Below are 14,638 nucleotides of genomic sequence, written 5' to 3' on the forward strand. Positions count from 1 at the left end.
TTATGGATAAATTTAACAATAGAACAACTATCGAAAACAGTTCTTTTTTATCAACATTTATAGATAAAACAAGGGATGGGAAAAGTAAATTAAGTATAAGAGCCAAAAGATATATAAGTGTTATTTCTATTCATCTTTTTTTCTTTTTATCTTTTTTTATTGACATCCAAGTTTTAGAAGGAACTCTAAATGCTTCAAGATTTTTAGGGTTTCATTTAATCGATATTTTTACTACCATTGAAGTATTCGTTGCTACTTACCATATACCAATAAATATGATTATTGGTACGATTACTATTGTTATTATCTATTTAATAATAGGCGGTAGATCCTATTGTTCGTGGGTATGTCCTTATGGAATAATTAGTGAAATTGCTGAAAAACTAAATAATAATTTAGTAAAAAGAAAAATAATTAAACAGAGAGTCTTCAATAAAAACATTAAATACATCTTTTGGATAATGTTTCTAACAATGGCTTTTACAAGTGGCTATATCGTTTTTGAAACAATAAATGTTGTTGGAATATTAAGTAGAGCAATCGTTTATGGTTGGTCCGTGGCACTTATTTGGGTTTTATTTGTATTAGCCATTGAAATATTTTATTCAAGAAGAGCTTGGTGTAAATATATTTGTCCAATTGGTACAACATATGGAGCTATTGGCTGGGTTAGTGCAACAAAAATCGAATGGAATGATAACTGTGACCACTGTATGGTATGCCATGATGTTTGCTTTGAAAACCATGTATTAGAATTAACAAAAGCAAAATATGATAAAGAACGAAAAGAAAAAGGTATCAAGCAACAATATGTTACTAGTGGTGATTGTACATTATGTGGAAGATGTATTGATGTATGTCACTCAGATGCTTTAAAAATTGATTTTAGGTTGAAAAGTATATTATGATAAAAATAAAAAATTTAACAAAAAAATTTGGAAATACCGTATCCTTAGATAGTGTAAGTTTAGAGTTTAATATAAATGACCACATAGCACTGATGGGTCCAAATGGAGCAGGTAAAACTACACTAATTAGACTAATATTAGGTTATTACCATGCAAATAGTGGGGATGTTTCAATCAATGATTTAAGTCCAATAGAAAACAGAGTTGATATACTAAAAAAAGTTAGTTTTGTTCCTCAACTTCCACCTCCAATTAAATTAAGTATAAATGAACTATTACACTATATTTGTACTAGCACAAATATAAATAAAGAATTAATTTATCACTATTGTAAAGAGATGGAATTAGATATAACTCAAATATTGAATAAGTCATTTTTCAAACTATCAGGTGGAATGAAACAAAAACTACTGATTTCTGTATCTTTGGCTAAAAATTCAGAAATTATGATTTATGATGAACCAACTGCTAATTTAGATCCAAAAGCAAGAGATAATTTTTATAGACTATTAAAACAAAATGATAAAGAGAAGATTATGCTTTTTGTTACGCATAGATTAGAAGAAGTAAAAAACATAACAAATAGACAAATATATTTTGATTTAGGAAAGGTAATAAGTGATGAGAAATTTTAAATATGGCGTATTTTTATTTTTTGCTATTTTCTTTATTTCATGTAGTGATTCAACATCCTCAGAAAATGATATAAAAAAAATACATTGGGATAGGGATATGTGTGATAGATGTAGAATGGTTATAAGTGAAAAAAAATTTGCTGTGCAAGTTATAAATCCACATACAAATAAAACGTTTCTTTTTGATGATTTAGGCTGTGCTATATCATGGTTTGAAGAAGAGAATCAACCTTGGATAAAAGAAGCGAAAATTTGGATTAATGATGCACACAATGGATCATTTATTGATGCAAAAGAAGCTATTTACACAAAAGAAAACATAACTCCTATGGGTTATGGTTTTAGTGCATATACACAAAAGACAAAACCAAAAAATGAAAGGTACTTTTCATTTGAAGAGAGTGTTGAACTAATCAATTTACGAAATCATGAATATCAACAAGAAAAAATTGGGACTAAAAATGAATAATCTTTTATTGGTAGCATTCCTAGACTTAAAAGAGTCAATAAGAGCTAAATGGTTTTTAGTTTATACTCTTGTATTTGGTGGATTAATTGCTATTTTTTTTATTACAGGAGTTACACAATCTCAAGTAATGGGATTCAATGGTTTGAGCAGATTACTTTTAATGTATATTCAAATTACAATTGTAATTTTACCAATATTTATTTTAATTACAACAGTTAGATCTATTTCCTCAGATAGGGATAGCAATATCCTAGAGTATATGCTCTCTTTTCCTATTTCATTAAAACAATACTATTGGGGTAAAGTTATTGGAAGATTTATTACAGTATTTTCACCTGTATTTTTAGCAATGATTTTAGCAATAATCATTGGATTAGTTAAAGGGGCATCAATTCCTTGGGCTATATTATTTTTATATTCTGGCCTAATATTTTCGTTATGTTTATCATTTTTAGGAATTGCTTTTTTTATATCTACTATTGTTAAATCCTCTGAAGTATCTTTAGGAATTGCTTTTTTTGTTTGGATTTTTCTTTTAGCATTTATTGATATTGCTTTAATATCTTTAATGTTACAAAATAGAATGGACGAAAGTCTTATTATTGGTATATCATTGCTTAATCCATTAGAAGTATTTAGGGTAGCTGCAATTTCACTTTTTGACCCAGAGCTTACCGTAATGGGTCCTGTTGCATACACTATTTTAGATAATGTTAATCAAAAAGTTTTTGTAATTTTATCAATTATTTATCCAGTGATTTTAGGTTTTGCTTTTGCATTTATAGGATTAATCACTTTTAGAAAGAATGATTTAGTATAGGAGAATATTATGTTAAAAAGAAGTATATTTGGATTGTTAATAATTAGTACATTAGGATTTAGTTCACAAATCATCTATTCAAAAGATGATTTAGGAGTTGTAAGAAAAATAAATATTGCAAAAAATCCTACTTGGGTTGCACAAATTACGACAAATAAAGGCAAAAAAGCTCTATTTTGTTCTCCAAAGTCAATGTTTGAATTTTATCATAGACCTCAACTTTTTGAAGAGTATGAAGCAATGAGTTCTGATGATTTAGATGAAATATTAGTAACAGATTATAATAGTTTAAAACCTATAAATGGAAGAAATGCTTACTATGTTTATGGCTCTTCAAAAACTTCTCCTTCTGGTGATGACTTAGTCGTCTTCGAAAAAGAAATGGATGCGAAAAATTTTGCTTCAAAGTATAATGGAAAAAGAATATTTAGATTTTCTAAAGTCTCATTTGCTTTAATTGAACTTTTAAATGGTGATATATAAATTAGATATTAAAAAATTATTGTTCTTTAACATCTATAAGCTACTTACTAAACAAAGAGTTAAATTACTCTTTGTTTAAGACTACTTCCAATTTTCTATAAAATCTTTACTTTTCTTTTTTAATAACTCCATTCTACTTTTGCCTTTTGGTAAAGTATTTCTCAGAGTTTTCATCTCTTTTAAAAAATCACCTACACTATTTGGAATAATATTTTCTAAATAGTTTTTTAACTCTTTAGAAAAAGAGGGAGAAGTTCCATTTGTGGAAATAGATATTATCAAATCATCTTTTTTTAACATGGAAGTAAAAGTAAAATCACATAGCTCCAAAACATCTGAGCAGGTATACAAAATATTTTTATCTCTTGTATGTTGATAAATCTCCTTTTGAAGATTTATATCATCAACACAGGCAATTACTATATTAAAACCTTCTATATCTTTTTTTTCATACTCTTTTTCAAGAGTTTTTATATCAAAACCCTTTATCACACCACTTATTGTTGGGGCAAGAACAACTATATCATTTGTAAAATTTAGTAATTTCTTTATTTTATTTGTTGCAATTTTACCTGCACCTACAACTAGAATTTTTCTATTTTTAAGATTTAAAGATATAGGAAAAGCGTTCATTAATCTAACATCTCATAGGCACTATTTATATCTTCTGCTTTATTTGCACAATATAAATGTAAAGCTGCGTTTAGTTTTGCAAGTTTTTCTAAATTGGCACAGGGGTTATTTATCTCATTTATTGCTTCTTCTAAAGTAATCTTATCAAAACTCTTATCATAATTTATTCCATAATATGCAGGATCTATAATAAACTCTTCAAGTCCATTTTGCATTTTTACCCAAGCTTTTGATTTATTGAAAATCTCAGGTCTACCTTCTGCTGCTTTTACTACTACAAATTTTTCATAATTTGAAGCAAAAATTTCACTATACTTTTCAACATAAGGCTTATGATAAGCAGAAGTTAAAGCAAATTTTGAATTGGCAGGATTAAGAAGCTTTTCAACTGTATTAAAAGCACTTCTTAATTTTAATATTTTTCTTAAATCTGTAATTGCACTCAATTTTGGTAAAAACTCTTTTCTATCAAAATAGTGAATATTTTCATCTAATTTAATGTTTGTAGCAATATCCTTTATTGTAATACCATCTTTTGCTGGTTGTAAAACATCTCCACTAACTACAATGTTCAAATCAAACTTTTTTAAATACTTTGCCACTAGTGGAAAAAGATATGTACCATCTGTTTTCCCATCATAAGGGAAACCTAGTTCTATTGAGTTTGGAATATTTACCTTTTTTATATATTCATTACAAACATCTAATGTTGCTTTTAATTCTGCGTTTGTTTCAAGTCTGACTCTCCATCCAAGTAAAAATGCAACTACTAGTTCACTTTGAACTTCTTCATTTAATATTTGTCTAATACAATCTTTCATCTCTTCTTGTGTTAATTCTCTATTTGACTTAGGTCCTGTTCCTACTGCTTTTATATATTTAAAAAAACTCATAATTACCTCATTTATTTAATGTTGCATGTATTATATAACACTATTCTTATAATTTAGAATTATTTATTATTTAATACTTCATGCTAAACACTCTTATTAACTTAATAAAATCTTAATTTATCAAAATACTTTTTTTTATTAAAATTATTGATAAATATCAATTTTTTTTTTCAACTTTTCTACTAAACTTTTGAATAGTTCAGTATATGAATTAGGAGAAAATATATGGAAATAGCACCTTTAATTATAAGACCGGAAATTCCTCTGGAGAATTTCTTTCCTATATTTTTATCATCCGCAATGGTAATTATACTAGGGCTTGGATACATTGGTATTTATACTATTGTCCGATTAGGCAAACTTCATAAAAGTTTTATGCCAGCAGCATATGCTTTTTGGATTGCGCAAACATACTGTTTATACTACCTTGGTGTTTTAATAAAAAGTGAACCTTTTACACAATATGTGTTATTTGGTGCGATGGTTGGTTTCCTACTAATTCCACACTTCGTATACTTTTTAATGGTTAAAACCCATGAGTCAGTAGAACATTAAAAAGGAGAAAACGGTGGCTAAAAAAGAAGTCTCTGTATGGGGAAGTAATAGGTTTTGGCAAAGATCAGCAGCTTGGGTTACTGGATTTAGTGCTATGTTACTAATTTGGTTGACATTTGACACTGTACCTCAAATAGCTATGGGTACAGACAAAGATATCCAAAATGGAATAACTAAAAGAGTTCCAAGTCCAACTGTTATTAACTACAAAATTAGTTACGACATGAGTGAAAAAAGAGGTCATGAAGTGCCAGTTATTGGTGGAAATGATGGAAGTGGTAATAGTATGTTTACTGAAAAAGAGAAGTTTTTTGGTAGAGATGATTATTCACAAAAAGAAGCGGCTGATTTACTTCATTTAGGTAAATTAGGTACGCAAGCAAAAAATTGTATGGATTGCCATACATTACTTGGAAATGGTGCATATTATGCTCCTGATTTAACTAAAGCTTGGTTAGATCCAATGTGGAGTGAAAATGGACCTTATAGAGGAATGACAGGAAAAGCAACTAAAGAAGAAGCTATGGCAGAATTTTTAATGCATCCTTCACAATATCCTACACATGCTAGAATGATGCCAAACCTTGGTATTACAGAAGATGAAGCAAAAGGGATTGTTGCTTTCTTAAAACATATGTCTTCAATTGACACAAATGGTTTCCCTAGAAACTTTGGGAAAATGCAAGGAGCTGTAAATGGCAAGTAATTTAAAATTTGAATCCCAAAGACTTGGGACTTGGTATTTTACTGTAGCGGCAACACTTTTCGGTGCACAGTTATTATTTGGTTTAATTGCAGCAACTCAATTTGTTGTTCCAGGTTTTCTTTTTGAAACATTAGATTTTTCAATTGCAAGAATGGTGCATATCAATGCCTTAGTTGTATGGTTATTATATGCAATGATTGGTGCAGTATATTTTATTTTACCTGATGAAACAGGGATTGAGACAGTTGGTGTTGGTATTGGGAAAATACTATTTTTTGTTCTAACAGCAGCTGTTGCAGTTGTGGTTTTAGTATATATTTTTATTCAAGTTGGACCTGCAAAAGAATCTACAATTTGGTTAATTACAGAAGGTAGAGAATATATTGAAGCTCCAAGATGGGCAGATATTGGAATTGTTGTTGTTGTACTTGGTTTTATTGCTAATGTATATTTAACAGCAATAAAAGGTGAACGAACTGGAATTATGACAGTTCTTATGGCAGATTTACTTGCACTTGCAGGTTTATACCTTGCTGGTATGTTCTTTACAGATAATATCTCTATGGATCAATATTGGTGGTGGTGGGTTATCCACTTATGGGTTGAAGCTACTTGGGAAGTTTTTGTTGCTTGTTTAGCTGGTTATGGTTTAATTAAAACTATTGGTGCAAATAGACAAATCGTTGAAATGTGGTTATGGATTGAAGTAGCTATGTTATTTGGTTCTGGTATTTTAGGTATTGGGCATCACTATTTTTGGATTGGTACGCCTGAGTACTGGTGGGAAATTGGAGCATTATTCTCTGCACTTGAACCTGTTCCATTAATTGGTATGTTTGTACACGTATTATATGACTGGGGAAAAGAATCTGGTCATGCAGCAGCAAATGGTACAAAACACTCTATTTCAAATACACCTGCATTTAGTTGGTTTGTAGTAAATACTTTTGGTAACTTTATTGGTGCTGGTATTTGGGGATTTATGCATACGCTACCTCAAATCAATCTATATACACACGGTACACAATGGCCAGCAGCACACGGTCACCTTGCTTTCTATGGGGCATACGCTACGATTTTAATAGGTATGTTTTATATGGGTGTTCAAGGTTCAAATGGAATTAAAGAGTTACGCGCAACTTTTGCTTCTAAAATGGCAATTACTTTAATTACATTTGGTGTTGTGGGTATGACTGTTGCCTTAACTGCTTCTGCTTATGTTCAAACTATGGTAGAAAGAGCACAATGGGGTGCAACGTGGGAAGGTTTCTTCGCTGCACAAGAATCAATGTGGTTCATGCAAGGTATGGGATGGAGACTGGCAATGGGTGTTGTTACATTTATTGGATTTATTTACTTAGTAAAAGATTTATTAAGTACAGGTTCTAATCCTAAACACATAAGATAAGGAGTACACAATGTTTGAAGTATTTACAGATGTAGTTCCAAGTTTTTTTGGAACACTAAATCAAGGACCTATGACTTTAACAATTTTTCTACATACGGTAATAATTTTACCTATGTTTTTTCTTTATAGACAAGAAAAAAAGAGATTGGAAAACGAGCAATAAAATAGAAATCAAATAGGAGACTTTCTCCATTTGATTTAAGAAACTCGACAAAGCATAATTAATATTTTACTTATGCTTTGCCAATAAATTGTGTAATATAAAGATAAGGAGACTAGTATGAAATTAACAAAAGTTTTGAGTATGACGGCACTTTCAGCAATGGTTGCAACTTCAATGTTTGCAGGATCTTCAAATATGGACTTTCCAAAAGTCTATGAAAAAGAGTGTCAAGGTTGTCATGGACCAATTCACCAAGGTGGTGTTGGTTCAGATTTAAGACCTGGTGCTTTAAAAAAACAAGAAAGACATGTATTAAGAGATAAAATATTAAATGGTGTTCCAAATACAGCAATGCCTCAATGGACACATATGTTCTCAAAAGATGATGCTGATGGAATGGTTGATTGGCTAATGGATTGGCAAAATAATACTAACTATAAGTTAGATTTTAAACAAATTCATGGAACATGGACAAAATTAGCAGACAGAGAATTTTTAGCTAAAAAATATCCAAAATCACACGACACAAAATCTGTACTTGATATCACATTTGCAACTGAAAGAGATGCCTCTTTAGTTGACTTTATTGATAGTACTAATGGTAAAGTTCTATCTAGACATAAAGCTGGGTTTGCTGTTCACGTAACAGTGACAAATAAGAAAAACCCAAGATATGCTTATTCAATCTCAAGATCAGGTAGACTTACAATGTTTGATATAGCTGCACCTGGTCAACCAGCACTTGCTTCTGTTCAAGTTGGATTTGAATCAAGAGGACTTGCAGTTTCTCCAGATGGTAAATATGTAATTGCAGGAAACTATACTCCAGGTGGAGCAGTACTTTGCGATGCTATGACATTAGAACCATTAAAAGCTTATGATACATCTGCAGTTATTAACATAGATGGTCAAATAGAGTCATCAAGAGTTGCTTCTTTAGCTGATACTCCATATGGTCCTTACTTTGCAATGGCATTAAAAGATGCAGGTAGAGTATATATTATTGATTATTCTAAACCTGATTTCCCAATCGTTGGAGATGTTCCAAATATTGGTAAAGTTCTTCATGATGCATTTTTAAATGAAGATGAAGGTAAAGATTTTGGTAGATACTATATGATTGCTTCTCAAGGAAGTGATGTTATTGGTATTGTTGATTATAAAAATAAAAATTTAGCTGCAAAAGTTTATACAGGTAAAAAATCTAAACCACATCCAGGTCAAGGTTCTTCTTGGTATAACAAAAAAATGGGTAAACAATTACACGCAACTGTATCTATGAATATTGGTTCTGTTGTAATTTGGGATTCAAATTGGAAAGTAGTTAAAAAAGTAGAAACTTCAGGTGGTGGATTATTCGTAGGAACTGCACATCATACACCATATATTTGGGCTGATACAGTACTGGGAAGTCCAGAAACTTATAATGAAGTTTATTTAATCAACAAAGAGACTTTAGAAGCTGATAGAATTGTAAAAGTTGGTAAAACAGAAGGTCAATTAATTGATGCAAAAACTAAAAAAGTATTACAAACTTGGGATGCAACACAATATAAAACTGTAACATTCCCTGAATCTGATCCTAAAATTGGGAAAGATAAAGTTATTGAGTATACTGATAAAGTTGGCGAAAAAATTAAAGAACCTGTTCAACCAAGATTACTTCATGCTGAACCTGCAAATCATGGTAAATGGACTATGATTTCTGAATGGACAACAGGAAGAATTGGTATTTATGAATCTGATAGTGGAAAATTTGTTAAATATATTAACAACTTAACTACTCCTACATTTACATATTCTGTAGAACACAGACAAACTATTCCTGGTGCATAATTAGGAAGATAAATCTATTCATCTCTTAGGAGGTGAATAGTATTTATTTTAATACTCATGATAAAAAACTTACTACTTATATCTCTGTTTATCTCAAACTTATACTCACAAAATATATCTTGGTACTCAAACTATGATAAAGCATTAATATTAGCACAAAATGAAAAGAAAAATTTATTTGTTTTATTAGTAGATGAAAAAGAAGAATCAAAAAAACTATTAGCCAATTTATATAAGAAAAAAGAGTTTGTTAATTTGTTAAACAAAAGATTTATATCTATTCTTATTAATATAAACTATAAGATAAGTTATCCAATAGAGCTTTATTATACGACAAGGTTTCCGACGATATTTATTGTTGATTCAAAACTTGAGTTGGTATTAAAAGAGCCAATTTACAACATTAACTCCTTAGAAGAATTAAAACTCTTCTAGTTTAAACTCTTCCCATAAAGCCTTTGCTTTTAAGTCACCTTTATCTTTTGCTTTTTTGATATAATACGCAGCTTTTTTCATATCTTTTGCAACTCCTTGCGCAGATAGATATATATATCCAAGATTTATTTGAGCTTTAATATTTCCTAAGTCTGCGGCTTTTGTATAATAATTTATACCTTTTTTATTATCAATTTCTACTCCCAAGCCAACTGTGTATATAAATCCTAAATTATATGAAGCTTCTACATTCCCTATATCTGCTTCTTTTGTAAAAAGTTCAATTGCTTTTTTATAATCTTTTTCTACGTTAAAGCCTTGCATATACATATTTGCTAAACTCATAATTGCATAAGAATTTCCATCTTTTGAAGCATCTTTTAACCAATCTAAAGACTTAGTTAAATCCTTTTCTACCCCATCCCCATTTGCATAAATAACAGATAAATTATATTTTGCTTGGGAGTTACCCTCTTTTGCACTTTTTGTGAACAACTCCATTGCTTTTTTGTACTCTTTATTTTTGTATGCTTCCAATCCAGCATCATAATTACTAGAATATGCAAAAGCAAAGCTAATTAGTAAAAATAAAATAATTCTCATAGTTCTTCCTTATGATTAATTTCACAATTATACATACAAAGTAAAAAACAATACTTGATAAGCGTCAATTACAAGCTCTTAATCTTTATGTTAATATCTTATTAATAAATAAAAAAGAGCAAATAATGATTAAATATTATTTCAAGATAACAGTTATATTTTTACTTCTTAGCAACATAACTTTTGCACAAGACTTAAATGGAGAAAGCGTATTTAAAACTTATTGTTGGGGCTGTCACCATGAAACTTCTGTTGCCTTTGGTCCCTCTTTTGAAAGTATTGCAAATAAAAGAACAGTAGGTGAAATACAAGGTCATATTATTGCACCTAAATCAACTTATAAACAACTAGGACACAAACGTTCTGTTATGCCCTCATTTAAAGAAAAATTAAATCAAAACGAATTAGATGCTATCACATCTTTTATCTTAAAATATAAGAGTAACTAATGTTTAGATTATCAAACTTAATAAAATCAACTTTTCAAGATGTTAAATCTAGAAGTTTAAATGGCTCAATTATGATTTGGAATTTTACAAATCGTTGTAATCTTTTATGTCATCACTGTTATTCAAAAGCCGATGCCAATGAAAAAGACACCTTAACTTTTGAACAAATATCACAAACGATACCCAAACTAAAAAAAGCAGGGGTAAACTTTGTAATTTTTTCAGGAGGAGAGCCTCTTATTAGAAGTGATATTTATGATATTGCAAGAGTAATGAAAGAGAATAATATCATGACCTATTTGTCAACAAATGGCATGTATATCAATCATAAAAATGTTGATAAAATCATAAGTACTTTTAACTATATTGGTATTTCTATTGATGGGATTGAAGAGATTCATGACCATTTTAGAGGATTAGAAGGTTCTTATAAAAAATCAATTGAAGCCATAAAACTTATCCAAGAGCATGGTGGAAATGCTGGAATAAGATTTACACTTACAAAAGAGACCGAGAGTAGTTTTTACAAAATGTTTGAACTGTGTGAAGAGTTAAATGTAAATAAACTTTATATCTCACACTTGGTTTATTCAGGGAGAGGACTAGATAATCTAAAAATTGATATCTCAAAAGAAAAAAGAAGAGAATATGTACATTTTATAATCAATAAAGCCTTCGAGTATTACAAAAATAACAGTAATATTGAAATAGTTACGGGGAATATGGAAATGGATGCAGTAATACTTCTACAAAAATTTGAAAAAGATTATCCCCAATTTGCTCAAAAACTAAAAGAAAAACTACTTTCTTGGGGAGGAAATTCTGCTGGAAACAGACTTGGGAATATGGATTGGCTAGGGAATGTCAAACCTGACCCTTTTTTTCCAACAACTATTGGAAACTATTTAGAAAATGATTTTGATAAAGTTTGGTTAGATGAGGAAAATGAGCTTTTAAGAAATCTGCGGAAATTTCCAAGACAAATCAGTGGAAAATGTTCACAATGTAAATATTTAAATATTTGTAATGGAGGTTCTAGAAGTAGAGCTTATGCCATTAGTGGTGATTTATGGAGTGAAGATCCATCATGTTATTTATATGATGAAGAAATAAACTAAAAGGAAATGTATATGAAACTCTTATTACTTGCACTTCTACTTATTACAAGTATTAATGCCAAAGAAAAAATTTTTGTAGTTGAGAGAGAAAGTTCATCTTTAGCAACAATTTATAATGGTCTTCAACGAACTCATATAGAAGGTATGAGAAATATGAATCACGGAGTTGTAAAATTTGAAGGTAAAGATGCTTATGTTATTTCAAGAGATGGTTATGTTATAAAATTTGACCCAGAATCTGAGCAAATAACACATGAATATAAAACATCAAAATCTGCTATTGGTTTTGTAATTGGTAAAAATTATGTTGCCGTTGCGAACTATGATGATAAAAGCGTTGACATTTTAACTAGAGATTTAAAACCAATAAAAAAAATCAAAACAGACTCAAAAAATGTTGGGATAAAAATTTACAAAAGTTTTTTAATCTTTTCTCAAATGGATAATGATACTATTTCAGTTTTTAAAGATATAAATGAAGGAGAGCCACTTCCTAATTTTAAACTTTTTAAAGAGTTTAAAGAAGTGGGAGAACTTCCTTTTGATGCAATGATAAAAGATAATAATTATATTGTAGGATTTTTTACTTCAAAGCATTATGGGGTAGTTGATTTAGATAAAATGACTTTTAAAAAGATTAAAATATTTTTAGATGAAAACAGAAAAATGGTTTTAAAAGTACCACATTTTGGATTTTGGTCAATTGGTGGAGATAAAGTATTTGTTCCAGCTGTTGGAGATAATAAAGTTTTAGTTTATGATAATAAATTTAATTTTGTTAAAAATATACAAACACAAGGATTACCTGTATTTACTAGTCTAAGTCCAGATAAAAAATATTTAGCAGTTACATATTCAGGAAAAGATTTTCCAACTATTCAAATAGTTGATACAAAAACTTTAGAGATTATTCAAACTTTTAATTTTCCTGGAAAAGTCTTACATCTAAGATGGTCAAATGAAGATAACTATTTATATGTATCAGTAAATGATGCAAATATGGTTTCAGTTATTAATACACAAGAATGGTTTGTAGAAAGAGAAATCTTTAACGTAAAAAAACCATCAGGAATATTTATTTATGAGGACGGAAAATAAAATGGCAAAAGTATACTTAACAGGTGCAGGTCCTGGCGATATAGAGCTAATGACTTTAAAAGCTGCACGTGTCGTAAAAGAAGCTGATGTAATAATATATGATAGATTAGCAAATCCAGAAATTTTAGATATGGCAAAAGAGAATTGTGAACTAATTTATGTTGGAAAAGAAGATGGAAAACATAGTGTTCCTCAAGATAAAATAAATGAAATTATTTATCAAGCAAGTTTAAAATATGAAAATATCGTAAGGCTAAAAGGTGGTGATCCTTTTGTTTTTGGACGTGGAGGGGAAGAAGCTATTTACCTATATGATAGAGATATAAAATTTGAAATAATCCCCGGTATAACTTCAGCTGTTTCTGTTCCAGCATATGCAGGAATCCCTGTAACTCACAGAGGAATCACAACATCTTTTAGAGTTGTAACTGGACATGAAACACCTAAGAAGAAGATTTCTCAACTAGAATGGGAAACTTTCTTAAATGATGAAACAATAGTATTTTTAATGGGCTTTCATAATATAAAACTAATCACAAATAAATTAATGGACTTAGGGAAAAGAAAAGATTATCCATGTGCAGTAATTTCAAAAGGTACAACTCCTCAACAGCAAGTTGTAACTGGTACATTAGAAGATATTGTAGAAAAATCTAAAGATTTACCTACTCCTGCAATTATTGTAATTGGAGAAGTTGTAAACTTAAGAAAAGAGATTTGTTGGTTTAAATAAAAGGGTGATTTTCACCTTTTTATTTAGCAAAAGTAACTTTTTAAAGCATCTTTATCAACAAATTTTTTTGAAGTGTCAATTATATTCTCATCTTTTAAAGTTCTTAAAACTCTAGACAAAGTTTCGGGAGATATATTTAAAATCTCTGCAACTAAAATATTTTTAGTTTTAAAAAAATCTTCTGCATTATTATAAATATATTTTGCGACTCTCTCTTGTGAATCCAAAACAATATGCATAGAGATTACGTTTTCTAAATTTCTTATTTTTTTAATTAAAGAGGTCATAATCTTATAAGATAATGCAGGATTTTTAAAAATAATCTTTTTTAATTCTTCAAAATTTATTTTCAATACTTCAATATCGGTAAAAGCTTGTGCAGTGGCAGGATAATTAATATTTTCAAAATTTGCAACCTCAGCAATTGTCTCATTTGCATGAAAATATTTTAAGATTACCTCTTTATCATGAGAAGTTACTTTATATAGTTTAATAATCCCTTTAGTTAATAAAAACATATTCTTTGATTCATCACCTTCATAAAAAACTACAGAATTCTTTGGAAGAACCAATTCAGTGGATAAGTTTTCTATTTCTTGAATAATCTCTTTATCTAAATCTCTAAACAAAAATAAATCTTTAAGTTTTGCCTTCATTATAATCCTTTGATTAAAATATATATATTATAACAAT

The 14,638-nt window shown here is 29.3% G+C and carries 19 protein-coding genes; 15 read left to right on the forward strand and 4 right to left on the reverse strand.

Features of this window, described 5'->3' with window-relative positions:
* The first annotated feature begins 2 nt into the window (after window positions 1–2).
* The 5 genes from Q0617_RS01525 to Q0617_RS01545 are packed head-to-tail and all read left to right on the forward strand — an operon-like array spanning window position 3 to window position 3,315.
* Window positions 3–908, forward strand: coding sequence for a NapH/MauN family ferredoxin-type protein (locus Q0617_RS01525; RefSeq protein WP_298749718.1), 906 nt, complete (start codon window positions 3–5; stop codon window positions 906–908).
* The gene (locus Q0617_RS01530; RefSeq protein WP_298749720.1) at window positions 905–1,543 is read left to right on the forward strand and encodes an ABC transporter ATP-binding protein; all 639 of its coding nucleotides are present in this window, start codon (window positions 905–907) and stop codon (window positions 1,541–1,543) included. Before Q0617_RS01525 ends, Q0617_RS01530 begins: the two co-directional genes overlap by 4 nt.
* Window positions 1,530–2,012: a hypothetical protein gene (locus Q0617_RS01535; protein ID WP_298749722.1), complete on the forward strand. Its 483-nt coding sequence runs from the start codon at window positions 1,530–1,532 to the stop codon at window positions 2,010–2,012. Before Q0617_RS01530 ends, Q0617_RS01535 begins: the two co-directional genes overlap by 14 nt.
* Window positions 2,005–2,832, forward strand: coding sequence for an ABC transporter permease subunit (locus tag Q0617_RS01540; RefSeq protein ID WP_298749725.1), 828 nt, complete (start codon window positions 2,005–2,007; stop codon window positions 2,830–2,832). The genes Q0617_RS01535 and Q0617_RS01540 overlap by 8 nt, the downstream gene beginning before the upstream one ends.
* A 9-nt stretch (window positions 2,833–2,841) precedes the next feature.
* Window positions 2,842–3,315, forward strand: coding sequence for a nitrous oxide reductase accessory protein NosL (locus Q0617_RS01545; protein ID WP_298749727.1), 474 nt, complete (start codon window positions 2,842–2,844; stop codon window positions 3,313–3,315).
* 81 nt (window positions 3,316–3,396) lie between these two features.
* Here Q0617_RS01545 and Q0617_RS01550 read toward each other — a convergent pair whose 3' ends face one another.
* On the reverse strand, window positions 3,397–3,948 hold the full coding sequence (locus Q0617_RS01550) for a bifunctional precorrin-2 dehydrogenase/sirohydrochlorin ferrochelatase (protein ID WP_298749729.1): 552 nt from the start codon (window positions 3,946–3,948) through the stop codon (window positions 3,397–3,399).
* On the reverse strand, window positions 3,948–4,841 hold the full coding sequence (locus tag Q0617_RS01555) for a glycosyl transferase (RefSeq protein ID WP_298749731.1): 894 nt from the start codon (window positions 4,839–4,841) through the stop codon (window positions 3,948–3,950). The genes Q0617_RS01550 and Q0617_RS01555 overlap by 1 nt, the downstream gene beginning before the upstream one ends.
* A 300-nt stretch (window positions 4,842–5,141) precedes the next feature.
* Between Q0617_RS01555 and Q0617_RS01560 the strand changes: the two genes are divergently transcribed.
* The 6 genes from Q0617_RS01560 (at window position 5,142) to Q0617_RS01585 (ending at window position 9,944) form a co-directional block, all read left to right on the forward strand.
* Window positions 5,142–5,396 (forward strand): hypothetical protein, encoded by a 255-nt coding sequence (locus Q0617_RS01560; RefSeq protein ID WP_298749733.1) that lies wholly within the window; start codon window positions 5,142–5,144, stop codon window positions 5,394–5,396.
* 13 nt (window positions 5,397–5,409) lie between these two features.
* A complete protein-coding gene (locus tag Q0617_RS01565) occupies window positions 5,410–6,102 on the forward strand; it encodes a cytochrome c (protein WP_298749735.1) in 693 nt (230 codons plus the stop codon).
* A complete protein-coding gene (locus Q0617_RS01570; protein ID WP_298749737.1) occupies window positions 6,092–7,510 on the forward strand; it encodes a cbb3-type cytochrome c oxidase subunit I in 1,419 nt (472 codons plus the stop codon). The genes Q0617_RS01565 and Q0617_RS01570 overlap by 11 nt, the downstream gene beginning before the upstream one ends.
* Before the next feature lie 10 nt (window positions 7,511–7,520).
* Window positions 7,521–7,673 carry a hypothetical protein gene (locus tag Q0617_RS01575; protein ID WP_298749739.1) on the forward strand — a complete coding sequence of 51 codons (153 nt, stop codon included), beginning with the start codon at window positions 7,521–7,523 and terminating at the stop codon, window positions 7,671–7,673.
* A gap of 117 nt (window positions 7,674–7,790) precedes the next feature.
* Window positions 7,791–9,509 carry a nitrite reductase gene (locus Q0617_RS01580; RefSeq protein WP_298749741.1) on the forward strand — a complete coding sequence of 573 codons (1,719 nt, stop codon included), beginning with the start codon at window positions 7,791–7,793 and terminating at the stop codon, window positions 9,507–9,509.
* Between the two features lie 57 nt (window positions 9,510–9,566).
* On the forward strand, window positions 9,567–9,944 hold the full coding sequence (locus Q0617_RS01585; RefSeq protein ID WP_298749744.1) for a hypothetical protein: 378 nt from the start codon (window positions 9,567–9,569) through the stop codon (window positions 9,942–9,944).
* Here Q0617_RS01585 and Q0617_RS01590 read toward each other — a convergent pair.
* Window positions 9,930–10,547 (reverse strand): tetratricopeptide repeat protein, encoded by a 618-nt coding sequence (locus tag Q0617_RS01590; RefSeq protein ID WP_298749746.1) that lies wholly within the window; start codon window positions 10,545–10,547, stop codon window positions 9,930–9,932. The genes Q0617_RS01585 and Q0617_RS01590 overlap by 15 nt on opposite strands.
* Before the next feature lie 125 nt (window positions 10,548–10,672).
* Here Q0617_RS01590 and Q0617_RS01595 point away from each other — a divergent pair, with 125 nt between their 5' ends.
* Genes Q0617_RS01595 through cobA form a run of 4 tightly spaced genes read left to right on the forward strand, consistent with a single transcriptional unit; the run spans window position 10,673 to window position 13,945 of the window.
* Entirely contained in the window at window positions 10,673–10,996 is a 324-nt protein-coding gene (locus Q0617_RS01595) for a cytochrome c (RefSeq protein ID WP_298749748.1), read from the forward strand.
* Entirely contained in the window at window positions 10,996–12,114 is a 1,119-nt protein-coding gene (locus Q0617_RS01600; protein WP_298749750.1) for a radical SAM protein, read from the forward strand. The genes Q0617_RS01595 and Q0617_RS01600 overlap by 1 nt, the downstream gene beginning before the upstream one ends.
* Before the next feature lie 12 nt (window positions 12,115–12,126).
* Window positions 12,127–13,212, forward strand: coding sequence for a cytochrome D1 domain-containing protein (locus tag Q0617_RS01605; protein WP_298749752.1), 1,086 nt, complete (start codon window positions 12,127–12,129; stop codon window positions 13,210–13,212).
* Window position 13,213: 1 nt separating this feature from the next.
* Window positions 13,214–13,945: a uroporphyrinogen-III C-methyltransferase gene (gene cobA / locus Q0617_RS01610; protein WP_298749754.1), complete on the forward strand. Its 732-nt coding sequence runs from the start codon at window positions 13,214–13,216 to the stop codon at window positions 13,943–13,945.
* A gap of 23 nt (window positions 13,946–13,968) precedes the next feature.
* Here the strand turns inward: cobA and Q0617_RS01615 are convergent, their stop codons facing one another.
* On the reverse strand, window positions 13,969–14,601 hold the full coding sequence (locus Q0617_RS01615) for a Crp/Fnr family transcriptional regulator (protein ID WP_298749756.1): 633 nt from the start codon (window positions 14,599–14,601) through the stop codon (window positions 13,969–13,971).
* Window positions 14,602–14,638: the final 37 nt, after the last annotated feature.

Source organism: uncultured Arcobacter sp., assembly GCF_937982575.1.
Lineage (GTDB): Bacteria > Campylobacterota > Campylobacteria > Campylobacterales > Arcobacteraceae > Arcobacter.